Below are 20,799 nucleotides of genomic sequence, written 5' to 3'. Positions count from 1 at the left end.
TGCCGGTAGAATGCGCGCTCCCCGACCGATTCCGATCCCGATGCCGGCTCTGCAAGACGCTCCCCTCGATACCCTGTTCCTGCCCTTCGCCCAAGGCGCGCTGCGCTGGCCGGCCGGCAAGGTGCTGTTCCTGCGCGCCCGCGACGGCTGGGCGCTGCGCCAGCACGCTCAGCCGGCGCAACTGGTCTGCGAGCAGGGCTACCGCCCGTTCGCCGCCGCCCTGGAGCAGGGCGGCTGGCAGGTCCGTGCCGAGGACGCCGACGACCACGACGACGCCGGCGGCTATGCGCAGGTGCTGGTGCTGCCGCCGCGGCAGCGCGACGAGGCGCGGGCGCTGCTGGCGCGCGCGCTGGCGCTGGCCGCGCCGGGCGGCATCGTGGTCGCCTGCCAGTCCAACAACGAGGGCGCCCGCTCCGGCGAGGACGACCTGCAGCAGCTGGCCGGCCTCGGCGGCAAGCTGACCAAGCACCACTGCCGCGTGTACTGGACCGCGCCGCTGCAAGGTGGCCACGACGCCGCGCTGCAGCAGCGCTGGGCCAAGCTGGACGCGGCGCGGCCGATCCTGGACGGACGTTTCCGCAGCCGGCCCGGCGTGTTCGCCTGGGACCGTATCGATCCGGCTTCGGCGCTGCTGGCCGAGCACCTGCCGGCCGACCTGGCCGGCCGTGGCGCCGATCTTGGCGCCGGCTATGGCTATCTGTCGGCGGAATTGCTGGCACGTTGCCCGAAGATCGCCGCGCTGGATCTGTTTGAGGCCGATGCGCGCGCGCTGGCGCTGGCGCGCTCGAACCTGGCGCAGGCGCCGGTCGCGGTGGAGATCGGCTACCACTGGCACGACGTGACCGCGGGGCTGCCGGCGCAATACGACTTCATCGTCACCAATCCGCCGTTCCACGCGCCGGGGCGGATGGAGCGCCCGGACATCGGCCGCCGCTTCATCGCCGTGGCCGCACAGGCGCTCAAGCCCGGCGGCAAGCTGTATCTGGTCGCGAACCGGCACCTGCCGTACGAGGCGGTGCTCGACGCCAGCTTCGGCGACACCAGCGTGATCGCCACCCGCGACGGCTTCAAGCTGATCCAGGCGGTGCGCGCCCGCGCCACGGTGCGCCGGTGAAGCTGGTCAAACACCTGGCCAACCTGGGCTACGGCAGCCGCAAGCAGGTCACCCAGATGTTCCGCGAAGGCCTCATCACCGACGCCGACGGCGAGGTGCTGTACGCCGACGACCAGGTCGAGCATGCCGCGATCCGGGTCGACGGCGAGGCGCTGGACCCGCCGCCGGGACTGATCCTGGCGCTGCACAAGCCGGTCGGCTACACCTGTTCGACCAAGGACCCGGGCCGCATCGTCTACGACCTGCTGCCGCCGCGCTTCCGCCTGCGCTCGCCGTTGCTGTCCACGGTCGGGCGGCTGGACCGCGACACCAGCGGCCTGCTGCTGATGACCGACGATGGCGCGCTACTGCACCGCATCGTTTCGCCGAAATCGCAGCTGGCCAAGGTCTACGAAGCGACCCTGGCCGAGGACCTGCGCGGCGACGAGGCGGCGCAGTTCGCCAGCGGCACCCTGCTGCTGGACGGCGAGACCACGCCGCTGCTGCCGGTGGAACTGGAAGTGCTCGGCCCGCGCCAGGCGCGCATCACTCTGTACGAAGGCCGCTACCACCAGGCGCGGCGCATGTTCGCCGCGGTCGGCAACCACGTGGCGAGCTTGCATCGCAGCCGCATCGGCGGCTTCGCCCTGGACGAGACGCTGCCGGCCGGGCAGTGGCGCGCGCTGGGGGCGGCGGATCTGGCGCAGGTGTTGGGGGCCGGGATTCGGGATTAGGGATTGGGGATTGGGGATTGGTAAAAGCGCGGTCAGCGCGCTCTGGCGATCCTTGCCGTTACCAATCACGAATCCCCAATCACGAATCCCGGCTCTCGAACAGCTTTTTCCACCCGTCCAGCCCCAACTTCTCCAACGTCTGCAGATTGCGCTCCACGATCACGTCCGCGTCCGGGAACGCGACCACGGCGCGTTCGACGCTGTCCTCGCGCAACAGGTGCAAGGTGGGGAAGGGCGCACGGTTGGTGTAGTTGCCGATGTCGTCCGGCGCGGTGCCGGCGAACTGGTAGTGCGGATGGAAGCTGGCCACCTGCAGGATGCCGTGCAGGTCCAGCGCTTCGACCGCGGCGTCGGCGTTGTCGAGGAAATCGTTGTAGTCCAGGAAATCGCCCAGCACCTGCGGATGCACGATCAGCGTGGTGTCGATCTGCTCGGCCGGCGTGTCGCGCAGCAACAGCAGTTCCTCGCTTAACTCTTCCAGCAAGGCTTCGGGCGTGGTCGCGTCGCTGAGCACGTAGCGGATCTGCTGCTTGACATGCACCGCCTTGGCGAACGGGCACAGGTTCAAGCCGATCACCGCGCGTTCCAGCCATTGGCGGGTCAGCGCGATCGGGTCGGCGGTGGGGTCGAGGTCGTTCAAGGCGATTCCGGCGGGCGAGGGCGGGCGGCGATTGGGCGAAGCGGCTGCGGCGGGTGTGCCGCCGCGCGCGGCTCAGTCGCGGAAATTCTCGAACTGCAGCGGCAGCTCGAAATCGCTCTTCTTCAGCAGCGCCATCACGTCCTGCAGGTCGTCGCGCTTCTTGCCGCTGATGCGCAGCTTGTCGCCGTTGATCTGCGCTTCGACCTTGAGCTTGGCGTCCTTGATCGTCGCGACGATCTTCTTGGCCAGCTTCTGCTCGATGCCCTGCTTGACCGTGACCTTCTGCCGCGCGCCGGCCAGGTTGGTCTCCACGTCGCCGAATTCCAGGCAGCGCACGTCGATGCCGCGCGCGATCAGCCGCGCGCGCAGGATGTCGGTCATCTGCTTGACCTGGAAGTCGCTCGGCGCGGCCTGGTTGATGACCTGGTCGTCGAGCTCGAAGCTGGCCTGCACGCCCTTGAAGTCGAAGCGGGTCGACAGCTCGCGGTTCGCCTGGTCGATGGCATTGGTCAGTTCGTGCTTGTCGATTTCGGAGACGACGTCGAAGGAAGGCATGGCAGTTCCTCGGGAAAGACCCCATATCCTACCGATCTCGCCGCAGCGCCGCTGCCGTCGCGTTCGCGCCGCTGGGCGCTGCCGCCGATCGCGGCGATAATCCGCGCATGCCCACCTCCCGTTCCAACGCCGCGGCCGCCGCCTGGATGATCGCGGCGGTCGCCTGCTTCGCGCTGATGGATGCGGCGATGAAGCTGCTGACCGCGCACTATCCGGCGCTGCAGGTGGCCACGCTGCGCGGCGGCGCCTCGCTGCCGTTCGTGCTGCTGTGGGTGCTGGCCACCGCCGGCCCGCGTTCGATCCTGCCGGTGCGCTGGGGCCTGCATCTGCTGCGCGGCGTACTCGGCATCGCGATGATCGGCTGCTTCGCCTGGGCGCTGCGCAGCCTGCCGCTGTCCACCGCCTACACGATCTACTTTGTCGCGCCGCTGCTGGTGACGGCACTGTCGGTGCCGCTGCTGGGCGAACAGGTCGGCCCGCGGCGCTGGGCCGCGATCGGCGTCGGCCTGGTCGGGGTGTTGGTAGTGCTGCGTCCGGGCGTGGGCGGCTTCGTCTCGTTGCCGGGGTTGATGGTGCTGCTGGCGGCCACCGCCTATGCGCTCGCGGCGGTGCTGGTCAGCCTGCTGGCGCGTACCGAGACGCCGCAGTCGTTGGTGGTCTGGTTCCTGCTGATCATGGCGCTCGGCGCCGGCGCGCTGGCGTGGCCGGCCTGGATCCCGCTGCGCCTGGCCGATGCCGGCTGGATCGCCACGCTCGGCCTGGCCGGCGCGCTGGGGCAGGTGGCCTTGACCCAGGCGTTCCGCCGCGGCGACGCCTCGCTGATCGCGCCGCTGGAGTACAGCGGCCTGATCTGGGTGATTCCGTGGGACTGGCTGCTGTGGCGCAAGCTGCCCGACGCCTGGACCTGGCTGGGCGCGGCGATCATCGTCGCCAGCGGCCTGTACATGCTGCACCGCGAGCGGGTCCGCGCCACCGTGCGCCCGCCGCCGCTGGCGCATCCCTAGGGCACCGCCGCGGCCTTCCGAGCGCAAGCGTTAGAATCGAATGGAATAACGCCTGCAGGCCTGGCCTGCTAGGCTTTGCGCCCCCTTCGCTGCCGGCCCCGCGCGGTGATCCAGTTCGAGCACCTGCACAAGTCCTACCCCGTTGCCGGCCAGTCGGTCGTGGCCTTGCATCCGCTCGACCTGGAAATCCGAGCCGGCGAGGTGTTCGGCATCATCGGCCACTCCGGCGCCGGCAAGTCGACCCTGATCCGGCTGATCAACCGGCTCGAGGAACCCAGCGGCGGACGCCTGCTGATCGATGGCGAGGACGTCACCGCGCTGGACCGTGCCGGGTTGCGTACGCTGCGCCGGCGCATCGGCATGATCTTCCAGCACTTCAACCTGCTGTCCTCGCGCAGCGTGGCCGGCAACGTCGCCTTCCCGCTGGAGCTGGCTGGCACCCCGCGCGCGCAGATCGAGGCGCGGGTGGCCGAGCTGCTGGCCCGGGTCGGCCTGGCCGAGCACGCCAACAAGTATCCGGCGCAGCTGTCGGGCGGGCAGAAGCAGCGCGTCGGCATCGCCCGCGCGCTGGCCACCGGGCCGCAGATCCTGCTGTGCGACGAGGCCACCAGCGCGCTGGATCCGCAGACCACCGCCTCGGTGCTGAGCCTGCTGGCGCAGATCAACCGCGAGCTGGGCCTGACCATCGTGCTGATCACCCACGAGATGGAAGTGATCCGCCGCGTCTGCGATCGCGTGGCGGTGCTCGATGCCGGGCACCTGGTCGAGAGCGGGCCGGTCACCGAGGTGTTCCTGCATCCGCGCCATCCGACCACGCGCCGCTTCGTGTCCGAGGCCGAACACGTGGACGAGGGCGAACTGCATCGCGACTTCACCGCGGTGGCCGGGCGCATCCTGCGGCTGACCTTCCTCGGCGGCGACACCTACGCCCCGCTGCTCGGGCGCATCGCGCGCGAGACCGCGGTGGACTACAACATCCTGTCCGGGCGCATCGACCGGATCAAGGACACCCCGTACGGCCAGCTGACCGTGGCCCTGGTCGGCGGCGATCTGGACGCGGCGCAGGCCGGGTTCGTCGCTGCCGGCGTGCATGTCGAGGAGCTGCGCCGATGATCCCGTTCGCCACCGCCGCCAGCGGCTTCTTCCGCAATCTCGATGCCGGCAAATGGGCCGAGATCGGCCGCGCCACGCTGGACACACTGCTGATGCTCGGCGGCTCGCTGCCGCTGACCCTGCTGATCGGCCTGCCGCTGGGCGTGCTGCTGTTCCTGACCGGGCCGCGCCAGACCCACCAGCGGCCGGTGCTGTATGGCGCGCTGGCGCTGGCGATCAACGTGCTGCGTTCGGTGCCCTTCATCATCCTGATGATCGCGATGATCCCGCTGACGCTGTGGGCGATGGGCACCTCGCTGGGCGTGCGCGGCGCGATCCTGCCGCTGGTGGTGGGCGCGGCGCCGTTCTACGCGCGGCTGGTGGAAACGGCGCTGCGCGAAGTGGACCGCGGCGTGGTCGAGGCCAGCCTGGCGATGGGCGCGACCACCTGGCAGCTGGTGACGCGGGTGCTGTTGCCCGAGGCGCGGCCGGGGCTGATCGCCGGCGCCACGGTGACCACCATCGCGCTGATCGGCTTCACCGCCATGGGCGGCGCGATCGGTTCCGGCGGACTGGGCGACCTGGCCTATCGCGACGGCTACCAGCGCTCGCACGCCGACGTGGCGCTGATCACCGTGGTGGTGCTGCTGTTGCTGGTGCAGGGGCTGCAGATGCTCGGCGATCGGCTGGTCGCGCATTACAGCCGGCGCTGAGCGCGCAGTGCCTTGCATGGCTCTTCTGTAGGAGCGGCTTCAGCCGCGACCGGATCTATCGGTGAAGCGGTCGCGGCTGAAGCCGCTCCTACAGAAAAGCCATCCTTGGCCCTTCGCCGCATGCAGCGCCCGGGTCTGCTAGCTTGCCCGCATGGCGGCCTGGCCGCTCTTCTTCCCCACGTTCTCGGATTCCTGCCCATGACCAAACTCCCGCTCCGTCTGCTGCTCGGCGCCGCCGTGCTCGCCCTGGCCGCCTGCGGCAAGTCCACGCCCGCGACCGACACCGCGCGGCTCAGCGTCGCCGCTACCGCGGTGCCGCATGCGGAGATCCTGGAGGTGGTCAAGCCGATGTTGGAGAAAGAGGGCCTGACCCTGGACGTGCGCGTGTTCAACGACTACGTGCAGCCCAACGACCAGGTGGTGCAGAAGCAGATCGACGTGAACTACTTTCAGACCGAGCCGTACCTGGATGCCTACAACCGCGATCGCAAGAGCGACCTGGTCACCGTGATCGGCGTGCACATCGAGCCGTTCGGCGCCTATTCGCGCCGCTTCAAGTCGCTGGCCGAACTGCCGCAGGGCGCCGACGTGGTGATCCCCAACGATCCCAGCAACAACAGCCGCGCGCTGATCCTGCTCGACAAGGCCGGGGTCATCAAGCTCAAGGATCCGGGCAATGCGCTGTCCACCCAGCGCGATATCGTCGCCAACCCGAAGCAGCTGAAATTCCGCGAACTGGATTCGGCGATGCTGCCGCGGGTGCTGGACCAGGTCGATCTGGCGCTGATCAACACCAACTACGCGCTCGACGCCGGGCTCAATCCCACCCGCGACGCGCTGGCGATCGAGAGCAAGGACTCGCCGTACGTGAACTTCCTGGTCGCGCGCGCCGACAACAAGGACGATCCGCGCGTGCAGAAGCTGGCCAAGGCGCTGACCAGCCCCGAGGTCAAGGCCTTCATCGAGCGCAAGTACCAGGGCGCCGTCCTGCCGGCGTTCTGAGCGGAGCGCGCGCATGCCGTTGCTGCTGGCCATTCCCCTGGCGATCGTGATCGCGCTGGCGGTGACCGCGGTGCTGTTGCCGTTGTCGCTGCTGCAGCGCTTCCGCTACGGCACCTCGCGGCGCCAGGCGCGGGCGTGGCTGGCCAGCGTGCAGTTCTGGTCGGCGCTGGTGTCGAGCATCGTGTTGCTGGGCTTCGCACTGATCGCCGCGCACTGGTGGGCCGATGCGGCGACGTATGCCTGCATCGGCTGGGTGGCGGGCCTGGCGCTGGGCGCGCTGGGTATCTGGCTGAGCCGGTTCGAACCTCTGCCGCAGGGCCTGTACTACACGCCGAACCTGTGGCTGGTGCTGGGCTTGACGCTGCTGGTGGTGGCGCGGATCGGCGCCGGCCTGCTGCAGGGCTGGCGCAGCATGAGCGAGGGTGCGGCGTGGCCGGCGCAGGGCTGGATGAGCCACGCCAGCCTGCTCGGCGCCGCGGCGTTGTTGCTCGGCTACGCGTGCGCGTATGCGTGGCTGTTGCGGCGCCGCGTGCGCCACTTCGATCGCTATCGCGGCTACGACCGCTCGCCGCGCTGAGCGCCAAGCGGCGACACAAAAACAAACGGGCCCGAAGGCCCGTTTGCATGTGACGCGGTGCAGGCGTGCTTAGAAGCGCGCGCCGACGCCGAAGCTGACCAGCCACGGATCCAGCTTCAGGTCCTGGCCGGTGCCGCTGCCGGCGACCTGCACTTCCGGACGCGAATGCATGTAGCGGGCATCGGCGCGGGCGAACCAGGTCGAGTTGATGTTCATGTCCACGCCGACGGTGCCGATCGCACCCTTGGCGGTGTCCAGGCCGACGTGCTGGCCGCTGGCCGACAGGCCGTCGATCTTCTCGTTGCTGAAGTTGGACTCGTAGTAACCGACGCCGACGAAGGGACGGAACACGTTGTCCGCCTGGCCGAAGTGGTACTGGCCGCTCAGCGCGATCGGCTGCTGCTCGACGGTGCCGACCTTGCCCACGCCGCTGGCGCTGACGCGGTGGTTGAACTTGTCGGCGGCGCCCCACAGCTCGACGGCCCAGTTGTCGTTGATCAGCCAGCTGGCGCTGATGGTCGGCGCCGGGCCGCCGTCGACGTCGAGGCCGTTGGCAGGCTTGGAATGGGGGTCGAGCAGGGTCGCGCTGCCGACGACGGCAAAGCGCTTGCCGGATGCGGTGTCGCCGTCCTGCGCAAATGCGGCAGGCGCGAACGCAAGGGCGGAAACGACAGCCAGGCTCAGGATTTGAATGGACCGCATGGGAATCTCCTCAATCTTTTTTTTGTGGGGCCACAGGAGTGGGCGCGCACACCGTATCGATGAGAAGATGAATCGACGCCGACCTCGGTCGGATGGATGCAGGCATCGTTCAGACACCGGCGTTGGATGCTTGAAATAACGAGGTTTTAAGACTTGCCGATGTTTACCCAGATGCGTGCGACGTGACGATGCAGGACGTGTTGCACGGCTTGCCTGCGCAGATTCGCGACGATTGCCGGGTGCTGATTCTCGGCTCCATGCCCGGCGCGATGTCGCTGCAGCACGCGCGCTACTACGCGCATCCGCGCAATCGCCTGTGGCCGCTGCTGGGCGCGCTGTGCGGCTTCGATCCGCAACTGGATTACGCAGTGCGGTTGCAGGCGATGCAGGCCTGCGGCGTTGGGCTGTGGGACGTGATCGGCCAGTGCCGGCGCAGCGGCAGCCTGGACACGGCGATCGTGCGCGGTAGCGAAGTGCCCAATCCCTTGCCGGCGCGCATCGCGCAATTGCCGCAGCTGCGCGCGATCGCCTGCAATGGCGCGGCGGCGGCGCAGGCGTTCGCGCGTTTCGTGCAGCCGCAGCTGGCGCCGCGGGTACCGCCGCTGGCGGTGCTGGCGCTGCCTTCGACCAGTCCGGCCAACGCCGCGTTTTCGCTGTCGCGGCTGCAGCAGGCGTGGGCGCCGCTGCAGGATTGGCTCATGCCGCCGCCTGCAGCACCAGCGCAGCGCTGATCAGCGCCGTGTCCGCAGCCCCGGCGCGCGCAGCCGCAGCCACAGTGTCTGCACCAGCAGTACCGCGGCCAGCGCCAGCGCCACCCAGGCCGCGCTGCGCGCACCGTCCAGGCCGCTGCCGGCCTGCTTGACGTAGACCGCGGCCAGCGCCCACAGCGCCGCGGCGACATAGGCCAGATTGCCGCGCATCGCCCGGTTCAGGCCGAGCAGCAGCGCCGCGGCAAGTGCGAACAGCACCAGGCTCCACGGCAGCATGTGTTCGGTGGACAGCCAGCGGTAGGCGACGATCACCTGCGCGGTGTTGAGGAAGGCGGCCAGCGACAGCCAGCCGGCGTGCAACGACAGCGGCAGCCAGGCCCACAGCGCCTGCCACGGCTCGGCGCGCGGATCGCGCGACAGGCGCAGCGCGGCCAGCGCCAGGCACGCCAGCGCCGCCCAGATCACCGCCAGCGCCAGCAGGAAATGCTGCTGCGAGAACACCGGCATCCACAGCGCGGTCAGGCCGAAGCCCAGCGCCGCCGGCAGCCGCACCTGCGCCAGCGCGCTGTCGCGCCGGCGCCGCGGCGACAGCTGCCACAGGCCGAAGGCCAGGTCGAGCAGGAAGATCGGCCCCCAGATCGCGAACGCGTAGCCGGCGGCGACGACCAGGGTGGGGTAGCGGTCGGAGACCGCGCCATTGGTCGGGCCGAACGCGCCGCGTTGCGCGAACCAGGCGACCAGCGGCATCGCCAGCGACATCAACAGCACGAACGCACGCATGGCGGCACTCCGATCAGGGTGCGGCGCATCCTAGGCGCGCGCCCGTGAAGGCGGTGCGGCGCTTGCCACGGCGATGACGCCGGGACAATGCGCAGGCGTACAGTCCGCCGCGAACGCCGCAGACCGGCGCTTCTCGGCGCCGCCGCGCGGCCGCTGCGGGTTTTTTTGCCCGGCAAAGGTTGGCGCTGCGGCTGCGGGCCGCCACAATAGGGGTTTCCCCCTCATTAGTTGCCGGAGTTGCCCGCATGGCCGAAATCAAGGAAGCACTTGTCCCCGATATCGGTGACTACAGCGACGTCCCGGTAATCGAAGTGCTGGTGGCGGTCGGCGACACGGTGAAGAAGGACCAGAGCCTGGTCACCCTGGAGTCGGACAAGGCGACGATGGAAGTGCCGTCGCCGTTCGCCGGCGTGGTCAAGGAGCTGAAGGTCAAACTCGGCGACAGCCTGTCCGAGGGCAAGCTGGTGGCCTTGATCGAAGTGGCCGAGGACGGCGCCAGCGCCGCCGCAGCTGCTCCGGCAGCGGCCAAGGCCGCGCCCGCGCCGGCCAAGCAGGAACCGGCCCAGCCTGCGCCGGCCGCGCAGCAGTCGACCAAGCCGGCGGCGGCTGCGGGCGGCGGCATCGTCGAGGCGCGCGTGCCGGACATCGGCGACTACAGCGACGTGCCGGTGATCGAAGTGCTGGTCGCGGTCGGCGACACCGTAGCCAAGGACCAGAGCCTGGTCACCCTGGAATCGGACAAGGCGACGATGGAAGTGCCTTCGTCGGTGGCCGGCGTGGTCAAGGAACTGAAGGTCAAGGTCGGCGACAGCCTGTCCGAGGGCAAGGTCGTGGCGCTGATCGAAGTGGCCGGCGCCAGCGCCGACGCGCCGGCTGCCGGTGCGATCCAGGCCAGCGCCGAGACCGGCGGCGGGGTGGAGCCGGTGCCGGCCTCGGCCGCGCCGGACAAGCTCGCGCAGCGCGAGATCGCCCAGGTGCAGGGTTCGGCGCCGGCCAAGGCGGGCGCCTCGGCGCCGTCGGCCGGCACCCCGAGCAGCCCGCCGGTGGAGTTCAACGCCGACAGCGTGCTGCCGCAGAAGGTGCCCTACGCCAGCCCGGCGGTGCGCGTGTTCGCCCGCGAACTGGGCGTGGACCTGTTCCAGGTCAGCGGCACCGAGCACGGCGGCCGCATCACCAAGGACGACGTGCAGCGCTACGTCAAGGCCGCGCTGGCCGGCGGCGTGCCGGCCGCAGCGGCTGGCGGCGCACCGTCGGCCGGCGCCGGCAACGGTCTGAACCTGCTGCCGTGGCCGAAGGTCGATTTCGCCAAGTTCGGCGAGGTCGAGGTCAAGCCGCTGTCGCGGATCAAGAAGATTTCCGGCGCCAACCTGGCGCGCAACTGGGCGATGATCCCGCACGTCACCCAGTTCGAGCAGGCCGACATCACCGACCTGGAAGCCCTGCGCGTGGCGCTGAACAAGGAGAACGAGGGCGGGCCTGGTAAGGGCAGCGGCATCAAGCTGACCATGCTCGCCTTCCTGCTCAAGGCCAGCGCCGCGGCGCTGAAGCAGTTCCCCGACTTCAATGCCTCGCTGGACGCGGCCGGCGAGAACCTGACCCTGAAGAAGTACTTCCACATCGGCTTCGCCGCCGACACCCCGAACGGGCTGGTGGTGCCGGTGATCCGCGACGTGGACAAGAAGGGCGTGGTCGAACTGGCGCGCGAAAGCGGCGAGCTGGCCAAGAAGGCGCGCGACGGCAAGCTCGGCCCGGCCGAGATGAGCGGCGGCTGCTTCTCGATCAGCTCGCTCGGCGGCATCGGCGGCACCGCGTTCACCCCGATCGTCAACGCGCCGGAAGTGGCGATCCTGGGCGTGTCCAAGTCGGCGATCCAGCCGGTGTGGAACGGCAAGGAATTCGCGCCGAAGTTGATGCTGCCGCTGTCGCTGAGCTACGACCACCGGGTCATCGACGGCGCCGCGGCGGCACGCTTCACCACCTACCTGAGCCAGGTGCTGGCGGACATGCGCCGCGTGCTGCTGTAAGTCCTGCCGCAACGGCGCCGCGCCCGGCGCGGCCCGTGTTTCCCCCACCTGCGTGCGCCGCGTCCATCGCGGCGCCGCCGTAGAACTGCAATCGCCCGCCGGCGCGCCGGCCGGGCCACAGGAGAAGCTGCATGGCGGTCATTGAGGTCAAGGTCCCGGATATCGGCGACTACAGCGAGGTTCCGGTCATCGAAGTGCTGGTCGCCGTCGGCGACACGGTGAAGAAGGATCAGGGCCTGCTGACCCTGGAGTCGGACAAGGCCACGCTGGAAGTGCCGTCGGCGGCGGCCGGCGTGATCAAGGAATTGAAGGTCAAGCTCGGCGACGTCCTGTCCGAGGGCGCGGTGATCGCGCTGCTGGAAACCGAGGACGCCGGCGCCGCGCCGGCCGCTGCGCCCGCGGCGGCCAAAGCCGAGGCGCCGGCCAGCAAGCCGCCGGTGGCGCCGTCGCACCGCGCCCCGGCCGAGCCGCCGGCGCCCAAGCCGGCGCTGGCCAGCGGCAAGCCGGCCGACATCGAATGCAAGATGGTGGTGCTCGGCGCCGGCCCCGGCGGCTACACCGCCGCGTTCCGCGCCGCCGACCTGGGCCTGGACACGGTGCTGATCGAGCGCTACGCCAGCCTCGGCGGCGTGTGCCTCAACGTCGGCTGCATCCCGTCCAAGGCGCTGCTGCACGCGGCCGCGGTGATCGACGAGGTGGCCCATGCCGGTGACTTCGGCGTGACCTTCAGCGCGCCCAAGATCGCCCTGGACAAGCTGCGCGCGTACAAGGAAAACGTGGTCGGCAAGCTCACCGGCGGCCTGGCCAGCATGGCCAAGCAGCGCAAGGTGCGCACCGTCACCGGCGTGGCGTCGTTCGTGTCGCCCAACGAGCTGGAAATCGTCGGCGCCGACGGCAAGACCCAGCTGCTGCGCTTCGAGCACTGCATCATCGCCGCCGGTTCGCAGGCGGTGAAGCTGCCGAACTTCCCGTGGGACGACAAGCGGGTGATGGACTCCACCGACGCGCTGGAGCTGCAGGAGATCCCCAAGACCCTGCTGGTGGTCGGCGGCGGCATCATCGGCCTGGAAATGGCCACCGTGTACAGCGCGCTGGGCAGCAAGGTCACCGTGGTCGAGTTCATGGACCAGCTGATGCCGGGCGCCGACAAGGACCTGGTCAAGCCGCTGGCCGACCGCCTGAAGAAGCAGGGTGTGGAGGTCTACCTGAAGACCAAGGCCACCGAGGTCAAGGCCGACAAGAAGGGCATCACCGTGTCCTTCGAAGCCGCGACCGAGGGCGAGCAGCCGGCGCTGGGCGCAACCAGCTACGACCGCGTGCTGGTCGCGGTGGGCCGCTCGCCGAACGGCAAGAAGATCGGCGCGGAGAAGGCCGGCGTCAACGTCACCGAGCGCGGCTTCATCCCGGTCGATCGGCAGATGCGCAGCAACGTACCGCACATCTTCGCCATCGGCGACATCGTCGGCAACCCGATGCTGGCCCACAAGGCCACGCACGAGGGCAAGCTCGCCGCCGAAGTGGCCGCCGGCGAGAAGAAGGAGTGGGTGGCGCGGGTGATTCCGTCGGTGGCCTACACCAACCCGGAGATCGCCTGGGTTGGTGTCACCGAGACCGAGGCCAAGGCCAAGGGCCTGAAGGTCGGCGTGGCCAAGTTCCCGTGGGCGGCCAGCGGCCGCGCCATCGGCATCGGCCGCACCGAGGGCTTTACCAAGCTGATCTTCGACGAGGAAACGCATCGCATCGTCGGCGGCGCCATCGTCGGCGTGCATGCCGGCGACCTGCTGGCCGAGATCGGCCTGGCGATCGAGATGGGCGCGGAGGCCGAGGACATCGGTCACACCATCCACGCCCATCCGACCCTGAGCGAGTCGGTCGGCATGGCCGCCGAGGTCTACGACGGCACCATCACCGACCTGTACATCCCGAAGAAGAAGTAAACCGCCCCGCGCCTGGCGATACCGACGACGCCCCGCCGCTGCGGGGCGTCGTCGTGTCTGCGCTGTGGCGATTGTGGAGAACCCGATGCGCGAAATGCCGCTGTGCCCCGAACTGCAGGCGTTGCTGGACCGCGAACTTGGCCAGGGCAACCGCGTGCAGGAACCGCCACATTGCAGCGACTGGCCCGAGTCCGGTTCGGTGTTCGTGGCCTTGCGGCACGATCTGCGCAGCGCCGTGGGCGATCTGCCTGCGACGGTGCGCCATTCGGTATGCCGCGATCCGCACTACGGCTGGCACGACGAGTGCTATTGCGAACTGCACAAGCACTTGTTGGTTGCGGGGGCCACCAAGCTGCCGTGACCGCGGCTGCGGCTGCGGCTGCGGCGCAGCGTCGCGCCGGCCCGGCCCGGCCCGGCCCGGCCCGGTCGATCCGTCTGTGCGTCGCACTCGCGCTGGCGCGTAGCGCGACGCGCTCCCTGCAGACGCAAGAAGGCCCGCGCATGGCGGGCCTTCTCGGGGTGCAACGGAGGTCGGGCGATCAGAACGCGAAGGTCACGCCGGCCACCGGGCCCTTGAACTCCTGCTTCAGGCCGACGTTGGTCAGCGAGGCGGAGTTGGAGTCGGTCTCGCGGTCCACGTCCAGCTTGAACCAGTCGTAGCCGGCGAAGATGCCGAAGTTCCGGGTGAAGCGGTACTCGACGATCGCATTGGCGCGGCTCAGGTCGCCGTCGTACTTGCCGAAATCGCCCCACTTGGTGTTGACGTACTGGCCCTGCGCGCTGAACAGCCAGTGCTCGTTCGGCTGTGCGGTGAAGCGCACGCCGACCACCGGCGCGGCGCCGTCTTCGCTCTCGTCGATGAAGGTGCCCGAATACAGGTCGCCCAGGTCGGCGTAGGCATTGGCCTGCACCTTGGCCCATTCGGCGCCGATCTGCAGGCCGAGGCTGAACTGCGGGGTGTCGATGACCGAGTAGTCGTACACCAGGCTGGCGACCTGGTACTTCAGCTCGCCCTTGACGAAGCTGCCGGCCGGCACGGTGGCGCCGTCGTAGCTGAGGTCCTCGCCCAGTTCCTCGCGGCGGTCCTTGTCGTACTTGAAGTAGTCGAAGATCAGGCGTTGGCGGGTGCTGATGCGGAACATGCCGTCCACGCGCGGCTCCCATTCCTTGCCGCCGAAGTCGAAGTCCTGCGAGCCGGAGATCTCGTTGCCGGCGATGGTGGTGTTGCCGCGCAGGGTGTTGTCGTTGTCCACGTTCATCGCGCCGAGACGGATGGTGAAGCGGTCGTCGGTGTCTTCGGCGTGGGCGGGGAGGGCGTAGGCGGCGGCGAGCGCGCACGGCAACGCAAGGGCGAGCAAATGTTTCATAGGGGGCGAAGCTCCGTCATCTGGGGATGGATGCGCCGATGGCGAGCGCCACCGCGTGCCGCAACTATCCTTAAAACCATGTCCACCATCCGTGAAGGTATGGAGGTGCATCGGTCACAGAATCGCAGGCAAAAAGAAGAGCCCCGGTCGCCCGGGGCTCCATGGGTCCGCGCTGCAAATCGACGAGGATGGGCGCAGTCCCTGCAGGATCGGACCGGGGACGGGATGAAAAGTTCCCACGCAAATCCCTGTTGCGATGCATCAATGCGGGCCGCGGCGCGGGTCCGCGACGTGCTATCGTTGGCGGCTTGGCTCGATCGGGGGACGGCCGCGACCTTTGGCGGTTGTCTCGCAAATTGTCCCATTGCTATAATTCCGCGGCTCGACGGACGCGAAGACGTCCTCAACCCACCACCAACTGCAGGATTTTCTGTGCTGAACTCCGTTGATGCGGGTCGGCGGCTGATGCTGCGCGCAGCGATTTACCCGCTGGTGGCGGTGGCCGTGGTTTCCCTGGCGTTCCTGCTGCTGGGGCCGAAGTACGCCATGGGCGCTGCCGCAACCGGGCTGGCGACGGTGGCGGGAGGATGGCTGGCGGCACGCACCGCGTTGAGCGGCGGCGTGCAGGCGGCAGGTGCGGCGATGGCGCGGTTGATCGTGGCCATGGTGCTGAAGTGGGTGTTGGTGTTCGCGGTACTGGCGCTGGGCTTTGCCTGGTGGCGGCTGCCTCCTCTGGCCCTGTTGGCGGGTATTGCCGTCGGGCTGATGTTCCAGGTTCTGGCTCTGGCCAGACGTTGATCGAATCACGATAAAGGCTCAGGACTCATGGCGGGCGAGGAAGCAACCCCTACCTCCTACATCCAGCACCACCTGCAAAACCTCACCTTTCAGGTGCAGGAAGGCGGGTTCTGGCAGGTGCACGTCGACACCCTGGTGATGTCGGTGCTGTCCGGCCTGTTGATGGTGTTCGGCTTCTGGATCGCCACGCGCAAGGCCACCGCCGGCGTGCCGGGCAAGTGGCAGGCGTTCGTGGAGATCCTGCTGGAGTTCGTCGACCGCCAGGCCAAGGACACCTATCACGGCACCAGCAAGCTGGTGACCCCGATCGCGATCACCCTGTTCTTCTGGATCCTGATGATGAACCTCATCAAGATGATCCCGGCGGACTTCATCGCGATCCCGCTAGCCTGGGCCGGCATTCACTACTGGAAGCCGGTGCCCACCGCCGACGTCAATGCCACCCTGGGCATGTCGATCAGCGTGTTCTTCCTGATGATCTTCTTCTCGCTGCGCTCCAAGGGCGTGGGCGGGATGACCAAGGAATTCCTGACCGCCCCGTTCGGCAAGTGGATGCTGCCGTTCAACCTGATCCTCAATATCGTCGAGTGGGTGAGCAAGCCGATCTCGCTGGCGATGCGACTGTTCGGCAACATGTTCGGCGGCGAGATCGTGTTCCTGCTGATCTGGGTGCTGGGCGGTGCCGGCATCTTCGGCGCCCTGGCCGGCGGCGCGTTCGGCTTCGGCTGGATGCTGTTCCACCTGCTGGTGATCCCGCTGCAGGCTTTCATCTTCATGATGCTGTCCATCGTGTATCTGAGCCTGGCGGAAGACAGCCACTGACGTTTCTGCTTCACGCGTTTTACGCAACCCTTCGTTCGATTCACCATCCTCAAGCAACTTTGTTCTCGGAGAAAACCATGTACTTCGCCGTCCTGACCAACCTCGCCCAAGTCCAGAGCTCCACCGTCCTCGCCGTCGGCATCATGATCGGCCTGGCCGCGCTGGGTGCCGGCCTCGGTCTGGCCATCATGGCCGGCAAGTTCCTGGAGTCGGCCGCGCGCCAGCCGGAACTGATCCCGGTGCTGCAGGTGCGCATGTTCATCACCGCCGGCCTGATCGACGCCGCGTTCATCATCAGCGTCGCGGTCGGCCTGCTGTTCGCGTTCGCCAACCCGATGATCGGCGAGTTCGTGTCGCGCCTGCCGCAGGGCGGTTGATCCAGTAGCACCGGCGGACGGCCGCAGCGATGCGGCCGCCCCGCTGCGGATGAAGGTTCGGACGCGCCCGCCGCGATGGCGGCGCGTCCACCCCGTCACTTTGGCTGAGCGTACCCAATGAATATCGGTCTCACCCTCTTTGCCCAGGCGCTGGCGTTTGCCGGTCTGATCTGGATCGTCGCGACCAAGATCTGGCCGCCGCTGATGAAGGCCATCGAAGAGCGCCAACAGAAGATCGCCGAAGGCCTCGCCGCCGCCGATCGCAGCCAGAAGGATCTGGCGCAGGCGCAGGAAAAGGTCAACGAAGCGCTGAAGGACGCACGCGTCAAGGCCAACGAAATCATCGACCAGGCCCACGCGCGCGCCAACCAGATCGTCGAAGCGGCCAAGAACGAGGCGATCGCCGAGGCCAACCGGCAGAAGGATCTGGCCCAGGCCGAGATCGACGCCGCGGCCAACCGTGCGCGCGAAGAACTGCGTCGCCAGGTGTCGCTGCTGGCGGTGAGCGGTGCGGAAAGGCTGCTCAAGCGCGAAATCGACGCCAACGCCCACAAGGCGCTGCTCGACGAGCTGGCGGCGGAGATCTGAGATGAGCCAGGCCCTCACACTGGCGCGTCCGTATGCCCGCGCCGCGTTCGCCGCGGCCAGCGATGCCGGCAAGCTCGCGCCTTGGTCGCAGGCCTTGGCGTTCTCCGCCCAGGTCGCCGCCGATCCGCGCGTGGCGGCGTTGCTGCACAACCCGCAGCTGCAGCGTGAGCAGGCAGTGGCGCTGCTGGCGCCGCAGGTGGCCGACGAGCAGTACGCGCGCTTTCTGAGCCTGCTGGCCGAAGGGCAGCGGTTGCCGCTGCTGCCCGAGATCGCCGGGCTGTACGATCAGCTGCGTGCCGAGGCCGAATGCGTGGTCAAGGCCAACGTGACCTCGGCCACCCAGCTGAGCGACGCGGAGGTGGCCTCGTTGAAGGTGGCGCTGAAGCAGCGCTTCGGCCGCGAGGTCGAGATCACCACGGCGGTGGACGCTTCGCTGATCGGCGGCGCGGTGATCGACGCCGGCGACGTGGTCATCGATGGTTCGCTGAAAGGCAAGCTGTCGCGCCTGCAATCCGCACTGGCCCACTAAGAAGCGGGAATGGCGAATAGAGAAAAGAGAACCCGGCCCGGCGGCGACGCCACCAGCGATTCCCGATTCCCCATTCCCGATTCTCAAAGAAGCTAACCAAAAGTCGCCATCCGCCTTCGCGCGGTGGACGATCCGAAGGAAACCAAGATGGCAACCACGCTCAACCCCTCCGAAATCAGCGAACTGATCAAGAACCGCATCGAGCAGGTCAAGCTCACTGCGGAGTCGCGCAACGAAGGCACGGTCACCAGCGTGTCCGACGGCATCGTGCGCATCTTCGGCCTGGCCGACGTGATGCAGGGCGAGATGATCGAACTGCCGAACGAGACCTACGCCCTGGCGCTGAACCTGGAGCGCGACTCGGTCGGCGCCGTGGTGCTCGGCGACTACGAGAACCTGCGCGAAGGCGACGTGGCCAAGACCACCGGCCGCATCCTGGAAGTGCCGGTGGGCAAGGAACTGCTCGGCCGCGTGGTCAACGCGCTGGGCGAGCCGATCGACGGCAAGGGCCCGCTGGGCACCTCGCAGACCGCGCCGGTGGAGCGCGTGGCGCCGGGCGTGATCTGGCGCAAGTCGGTCGACCAGCCGGTGCAGACCGGCTACAAGTCGGTCGACGCGATGATCCCGATCGGCCGCGGCCAGCGCGAGCTGGTCATCGGCGACCGCCAGACCGGCAAGACCGCGCTGGCGATCGATGCGGTGATCAACCAGAAGACCACCGGCATCAAGTGCGTGTACGTGGCGATCGGGCAGAAGGCCTCGACCGTCGCCAACATCGTGCGCAAGCTGGAAGAGAACGGCGCGCTGGCGCACACCATCGTGGTCGCCGCGACCGCCTCCGAATCGGCGGCGATGCAGTACATCAGCGCCTACGCCGGCTGCACCATGGGCGAGTACTTCATGGACCGCGGCGAAGACGCGCTGATCGTGTACGACGATCTGTCCAAGCAGGCCGTGGCCTACCGCCAGATCTCGCTGCTGCTGAAGCGCCCGCCGGGCCGCGAAGCGTATCCGGGCGACGTGTTCTACCTGCACAGCCGCCTGCTGGAGCGCGCCGCGCGCGTGTCCGAGGACTACGTGGAGAAGTTCACCAACGGCGAAGTGAAGGGCAAGACCGGTTCGCTGACCGCGCTGCCGATCATCGAAACCCAGGCCGGCGACGTGTCCGCGTTCGTGCCGACCAACGTGATCTCGATCACCGACGGCCAGATCTTCCTGGAAACCGACCTGTTCAACGCCGGCATCCGTCCGGCGGTGAACGCGGGCATCTCGGTGTCGCGCGTCGGCGGCGCCGCGCAGACCAAGATCATCAAGAAGCTCTCCGGCGGCATCCGTATCTCGCTGGCGCAGTACCGCGAGCTGGCGGCGTTCGCGCAGTTCGCCTCGGACCTGGACGAAGCCACCCGCAAGCAGCTCGAGCGCGGCCAGCGCGTTACCGAACTGATGAAGCAGAAGCAGTACCTGCCGATGTCGATCGCCAACCAGGCGCTGTCGATCTACGCGGTCAACGAAGGCTTCCTGGACGACGTGCCGGTCAACAAGATCGGCGCGTTCGAAGAAGGCCTGCACGCGCACTTCGCCAACACCGCCGGCGAGCTGATCGCCAAGGTCAACGACAGCGGCGACTGGAACGGCGAGATCGAAGCGGCGTTCAAGAAGGGCATCGGCGAGTTCAAGACCACGGGCAGCTGGTAATCCAGCTGCAGGGAATCGGGAATCGAGAATAGGGAATCGTAGGAGCGGGATCCGGGCTTTGCCCATTCCCGATTCTCCATTCCCCATTCCCACGAAGCGAGCAAAGCGAGCGAGAGCATGGCAGGCGGACGCGAAATCAAAACCAAGATCAAGAGCGTGCAGAACACCCGCAAGGTGACGCGCGCGCTCGAGATGGTCTCGGCCTCCAAGATCCGCAAGGCGCAGGATCGGATGAAGACCTCGCGCCCGTACGCGCAGGCGATGAAGCAGGTGATCGGGCATCTGGCGCAAGCCAGCACCGACTACACGCATCCGTTCCTGGTGCAGCGCGACGAGGTCAAGCGTGTCGGCTACATCGTGATCTCCTCCGATCGCGGCCTGGCCGGCGGCCTCAACAACAACCTGTTCCGCAAGATGCTGGGCGAAGTGCGCCAGTGGCAGGACAAGGGCGCCGGCATCGACGTGGTCACCATCGGCCAGAAGGCCTCGGTGTTCTTCCGCCGGCTCAAGGTCGAGATGGTCGGCAGCGTCAGCCACCTCGGCGACGTGCCGCAGCTGGAGCAGCTGATCGGCGTGATCAAGGTGATGCTGGATGCGTTCACCGAGGGCAAGGTCGACCGCGTCTACCTGGTCTACAACCGCTTCGTGAACACGATGACGCAGAAGGCCAGCTTCGACCAGCTGCTGCCGCTGCCGGCGGCGGAGAACCAGGTCGCGCACCACGACTGGGACTACCTGTACGAACCCGATGCCGCGACCGTGCTGGAGCACGTGATGACGCGCTACATCGAGTCGCTGGTGTACCAGGCGGTGCTGGAGAACGTGGCCTCCGAACATGCCGCGCGCATGGTCGCGATGAAGGCGGCCAGCGACAACGCCAACAAGCTGATCAGCACCTTGCAGCTGATCTACAACAAGGCGCGGCAGGCGGCGATCACCCAGGAAATTTCCGAGATCGTCGGCGGCGCAGCCGCTGTGTAGCCGGGAATGGGGAATGGAGAAACGGGAATGGTCGAGGCAGCAGCGCTTGATCTTCCCATTCCCGATTCCCCGTTCCCCA

The 20,799-nt window shown here is 68.2% G+C and carries 23 protein-coding genes; 18 read left to right on the top strand and 5 right to left on the bottom strand.

From position 1 onward, the window contains the following. The first annotated feature begins 40 nt into the window (after positions 1–40). Positions 41–1,114 carry a class I SAM-dependent methyltransferase gene (locus HEP73_RS19040; protein ID WP_185821133.1) on the top strand — a complete coding sequence of 358 codons (1,074 nt, stop codon included), beginning with the start codon at positions 41–43 and terminating at the stop codon, positions 1,112–1,114. Further along, the gene (locus HEP73_RS19035; RefSeq protein WP_185821132.1) at positions 1,111–1,827 is read left to right on the top strand and encodes a pseudouridine synthase; all 717 of its coding nucleotides are present in this window, start codon (positions 1,111–1,113) and stop codon (positions 1,825–1,827) included. The genes HEP73_RS19040 and HEP73_RS19035 overlap by 4 nt, the downstream gene beginning before the upstream one ends. A gap of 79 nt (positions 1,828–1,906) precedes the next feature. On the opposite strand, the gene HEP73_RS19030 is transcribed toward HEP73_RS19035, so the two are convergent. Next, entirely contained in the window at positions 1,907–2,467 is a 561-nt protein-coding gene (locus tag HEP73_RS19030) for a DUF1415 domain-containing protein (protein ID WP_185821131.1), read from the bottom strand. Positions 2,468–2,539: 72 nt separating this feature from the next. Next, positions 2,540–3,022, bottom strand: coding sequence for a YajQ family cyclic di-GMP-binding protein (locus tag HEP73_RS19025; RefSeq protein WP_185821130.1), 483 nt, complete (start codon positions 3,020–3,022; stop codon positions 2,540–2,542). A 107-nt stretch (positions 3,023–3,129) separates the two neighbouring features. On the opposite strand from HEP73_RS19025, the gene HEP73_RS19020 reads away from it, so the two are divergent. From HEP73_RS19020 to HEP73_RS19000, 5 genes are all read left to right on the top strand, one after another. Further along, entirely contained in the window at positions 3,130–4,026 is an 897-nt protein-coding gene (locus tag HEP73_RS19020) for a DMT family transporter (RefSeq protein WP_185821129.1), read from the top strand. A 105-nt stretch (positions 4,027–4,131) separates the two neighbouring features. Further along, positions 4,132–5,139, top strand: coding sequence for a methionine ABC transporter ATP-binding protein (locus tag HEP73_RS19015; RefSeq protein WP_185821128.1), 1,008 nt, complete (start codon positions 4,132–4,134; stop codon positions 5,137–5,139). Beyond that, positions 5,136–5,831, top strand: coding sequence for a methionine ABC transporter permease (locus HEP73_RS19010; protein WP_185814075.1), 696 nt, complete (start codon positions 5,136–5,138; stop codon positions 5,829–5,831). Before HEP73_RS19015 ends, HEP73_RS19010 begins: the two co-directional genes overlap by 4 nt. A 198-nt stretch (positions 5,832–6,029) precedes the next feature. After that, positions 6,030–6,833 (top strand): MetQ/NlpA family ABC transporter substrate-binding protein, encoded by an 804-nt coding sequence (locus tag HEP73_RS19005; RefSeq protein WP_185821127.1) that lies wholly within the window; start codon positions 6,030–6,032, stop codon positions 6,831–6,833. 13 nt (positions 6,834–6,846) lie between these two features. Continuing rightward, positions 6,847–7,410 carry a DUF1453 domain-containing protein gene (locus HEP73_RS19000; RefSeq protein WP_185821126.1) on the top strand — a complete coding sequence of 188 codons (564 nt, stop codon included), beginning with the start codon at positions 6,847–6,849 and terminating at the stop codon, positions 7,408–7,410. A 69-nt stretch (positions 7,411–7,479) separates the two neighbouring features. On the opposite strand, the gene HEP73_RS18995 is transcribed toward HEP73_RS19000, so the two are convergent. Beyond that, positions 7,480–8,112: an OmpW/AlkL family protein gene (locus HEP73_RS18995; protein WP_179568786.1), complete on the bottom strand. Its 633-nt coding sequence runs from the start codon at positions 8,110–8,112 to the stop codon at positions 7,480–7,482. 188 nt (positions 8,113–8,300) lie between these two features. On the opposite strand from HEP73_RS18995, the gene HEP73_RS18990 reads away from it, so the two are divergent. Continuing rightward, positions 8,301–8,843: a DNA-deoxyinosine glycosylase gene (locus tag HEP73_RS18990; RefSeq protein ID WP_185823490.1), complete on the top strand. Its 543-nt coding sequence runs from the start codon at positions 8,301–8,303 to the stop codon at positions 8,841–8,843. Here the strand turns inward: HEP73_RS18990 and HEP73_RS18985 are convergent, their stop codons facing one another. Continuing rightward, positions 8,844–9,602 (bottom strand): hypothetical protein, encoded by a 759-nt coding sequence (locus tag HEP73_RS18985; protein ID WP_185821125.1) that lies wholly within the window; start codon positions 9,600–9,602, stop codon positions 8,844–8,846. 245 nt (positions 9,603–9,847) lie between these two features. On the opposite strand from HEP73_RS18985, the gene HEP73_RS18980 reads away from it, so the two are divergent. The 3 genes from HEP73_RS18980 to HEP73_RS18970 all read left to right on the top strand — a co-directional run bounded on the left by HEP73_RS18980 (position 9,848) and on the right by HEP73_RS18970 (position 13,924). Beyond that, entirely contained in the window at positions 9,848–11,626 is a 1,779-nt protein-coding gene (locus HEP73_RS18980; protein WP_185821124.1) for a dihydrolipoyllysine-residue acetyltransferase, read from the top strand. Between the two features lie 131 nt (positions 11,627–11,757). Then, complete coding sequence (lpdA, locus tag HEP73_RS18975) at positions 11,758–13,563, top strand: dihydrolipoyl dehydrogenase (RefSeq protein WP_185821123.1); 1,806 nt, start codon at positions 11,758–11,760, stop codon at positions 13,561–13,563. An 85-nt stretch (positions 13,564–13,648) separates the two neighbouring features. Continuing rightward, positions 13,649–13,924 carry a hypothetical protein gene (locus tag HEP73_RS18970; protein ID WP_185821122.1) on the top strand — a complete coding sequence of 92 codons (276 nt, stop codon included), beginning with the start codon at positions 13,649–13,651 and terminating at the stop codon, positions 13,922–13,924. 178 nt (positions 13,925–14,102) lie between these two features. Here HEP73_RS18970 and HEP73_RS18965 read toward each other — a convergent pair whose 3' ends face one another. Next, positions 14,103–14,930: a porin family protein gene (locus HEP73_RS18965; RefSeq protein ID WP_185814068.1), complete on the bottom strand. Its 828-nt coding sequence runs from the start codon at positions 14,928–14,930 to the stop codon at positions 14,103–14,105. 432 nt (positions 14,931–15,362) lie between these two features. Between HEP73_RS18965 and HEP73_RS18960 the strand changes: the two genes are divergently transcribed. The 7 genes from HEP73_RS18960 to atpG all read left to right on the top strand — a co-directional run bounded on the left by HEP73_RS18960 (position 15,363) and on the right by atpG (position 20,720). Then, positions 15,363–15,728 (top strand): ATP synthase subunit I, encoded by a 366-nt coding sequence (locus HEP73_RS18960; protein ID WP_104558638.1) that lies wholly within the window; start codon positions 15,363–15,365, stop codon positions 15,726–15,728. Between the two features lie 27 nt (positions 15,729–15,755). Continuing rightward, a complete protein-coding gene (gene atpB / locus HEP73_RS18955) occupies positions 15,756–16,550 on the top strand; it encodes a F0F1 ATP synthase subunit A (RefSeq protein WP_185821121.1) in 795 nt (264 codons plus the stop codon). 77 nt (positions 16,551–16,627) lie between these two features. Then, positions 16,628–16,927: a F0F1 ATP synthase subunit C gene (atpE, locus tag HEP73_RS18950; RefSeq protein WP_046978353.1), complete on the top strand. Its 300-nt coding sequence runs from the start codon at positions 16,628–16,630 to the stop codon at positions 16,925–16,927. A 117-nt stretch (positions 16,928–17,044) separates the two neighbouring features. After that, positions 17,045–17,515 (top strand): F0F1 ATP synthase subunit B, encoded by a 471-nt coding sequence (locus HEP73_RS18945; protein WP_185821120.1) that lies wholly within the window; start codon positions 17,045–17,047, stop codon positions 17,513–17,515. Between the two features lies 1 nt (position 17,516). Continuing rightward, the gene (locus HEP73_RS18940) at positions 17,517–18,044 is read left to right on the top strand and encodes a F0F1 ATP synthase subunit delta (protein ID WP_179568768.1); all 528 of its coding nucleotides are present in this window, start codon (positions 17,517–17,519) and stop codon (positions 18,042–18,044) included. 147 nt (positions 18,045–18,191) lie between these two features. Continuing rightward, positions 18,192–19,739 (top strand): F0F1 ATP synthase subunit alpha, encoded by a 1,548-nt coding sequence (gene atpA, locus HEP73_RS18935; protein WP_179568766.1) that lies wholly within the window; start codon positions 18,192–18,194, stop codon positions 19,737–19,739. Positions 19,740–19,856: 117 nt separating this feature from the next. Beyond that, positions 19,857–20,720, top strand: a complete 864-nt coding sequence (gene atpG, locus HEP73_RS18930; protein WP_185814064.1) for a F0F1 ATP synthase subunit gamma — start codon at positions 19,857–19,859, stop codon at positions 20,718–20,720. The last annotated feature ends 79 nt before the right edge of the window (positions 20,721–20,799 follow it).

The sequence above is a fragment of the Xanthomonas sp. GW genome (assembly GCF_014236815.1).
In the GTDB taxonomy this organism is placed as follows: domain Bacteria; phylum Pseudomonadota; class Gammaproteobacteria; order Xanthomonadales; family Xanthomonadaceae; genus Xanthomonas_A.
The sequence above is the reverse complement of the archived record's forward strand: the minus strand, read 5'-3'. Positions and strand labels throughout refer to the sequence as shown.

Excerpts from the sequence above, each read along its gene's own strand:
- HEP73_RS19025 (WP_185821130.1), bottom strand. The coding sequence starts at position 3,022 with ATGCCTTCCTTCGACGTCGTCTCCGAAATCGACAAGCACGAACTGACC.
- HEP73_RS19005 (WP_185821127.1), top strand. The coding sequence starts at position 6,030 with ATGACCAAACTCCCGCTCCGTCTGCTGCTCGGCGCCGCCGTGCTCGCC.
- HEP73_RS18940 (WP_179568768.1), top strand. The coding sequence starts at position 17,517 with ATGAGCCAGGCCCTCACACTGGCGCGTCCGTATGCCCGCGCCGCGTTC.
- HEP73_RS18945 (WP_185821120.1), top strand. The coding sequence starts at position 17,045 with ATGAATATCGGTCTCACCCTCTTTGCCCAGGCGCTGGCGTTTGCCGGT.
- HEP73_RS19020 (WP_185821129.1), top strand. The coding sequence starts at position 3,130 with ATGCCCACCTCCCGTTCCAACGCCGCGGCCGCCGCCTGGATGATCGCG.
- atpE (WP_046978353.1), top strand. The coding sequence starts at position 16,628 with ATGTACTTCGCCGTCCTGACCAACCTCGCCCAAGTCCAGAGCTCCACC.
- atpA (WP_179568766.1), top strand. The coding sequence starts at position 18,192 with ATGGCAACCACGCTCAACCCCTCCGAAATCAGCGAACTGATCAAGAAC.
- HEP73_RS18980 (WP_185821124.1), top strand. The coding sequence starts at position 9,848 with ATGGCCGAAATCAAGGAAGCACTTGTCCCCGATATCGGTGACTACAGC.
- atpG (WP_185814064.1), top strand. The coding sequence starts at position 19,857 with ATGGCAGGCGGACGCGAAATCAAAACCAAGATCAAGAGCGTGCAGAAC.
- HEP73_RS19040 (WP_185821133.1), top strand. The coding sequence starts at position 41 with ATGCCGGCTCTGCAAGACGCTCCCCTCGATACCCTGTTCCTGCCCTTC.
- HEP73_RS18995 (WP_179568786.1), bottom strand. The coding sequence starts at position 8,112 with ATGCGGTCCATTCAAATCCTGAGCCTGGCTGTCGTTTCCGCCCTTGCG.
- HEP73_RS18965 (WP_185814068.1), bottom strand. The coding sequence starts at position 14,930 with ATGAAACATTTGCTCGCCCTTGCGTTGCCGTGCGCGCTCGCCGCCGCC.
- HEP73_RS19000 (WP_185821126.1), top strand. The coding sequence starts at position 6,847 with ATGCCGTTGCTGCTGGCCATTCCCCTGGCGATCGTGATCGCGCTGGCG.
- HEP73_RS18985 (WP_185821125.1), bottom strand. The coding sequence starts at position 9,602 with ATGCGTGCGTTCGTGCTGTTGATGTCGCTGGCGATGCCGCTGGTCGCC.
- HEP73_RS19010 (WP_185814075.1), top strand. The coding sequence starts at position 5,136 with ATGATCCCGTTCGCCACCGCCGCCAGCGGCTTCTTCCGCAATCTCGAT.
- HEP73_RS18990 (WP_185823490.1), top strand. The coding sequence starts at position 8,301 with ATGCAGGACGTGTTGCACGGCTTGCCTGCGCAGATTCGCGACGATTGC.
- HEP73_RS18970 (WP_185821122.1), top strand. The coding sequence starts at position 13,649 with ATGCGCGAAATGCCGCTGTGCCCCGAACTGCAGGCGTTGCTGGACCGC.
- atpB (WP_185821121.1), top strand. The coding sequence starts at position 15,756 with ATGGCGGGCGAGGAAGCAACCCCTACCTCCTACATCCAGCACCACCTG.
- lpdA (WP_185821123.1), top strand. The coding sequence starts at position 11,758 with ATGGCGGTCATTGAGGTCAAGGTCCCGGATATCGGCGACTACAGCGAG.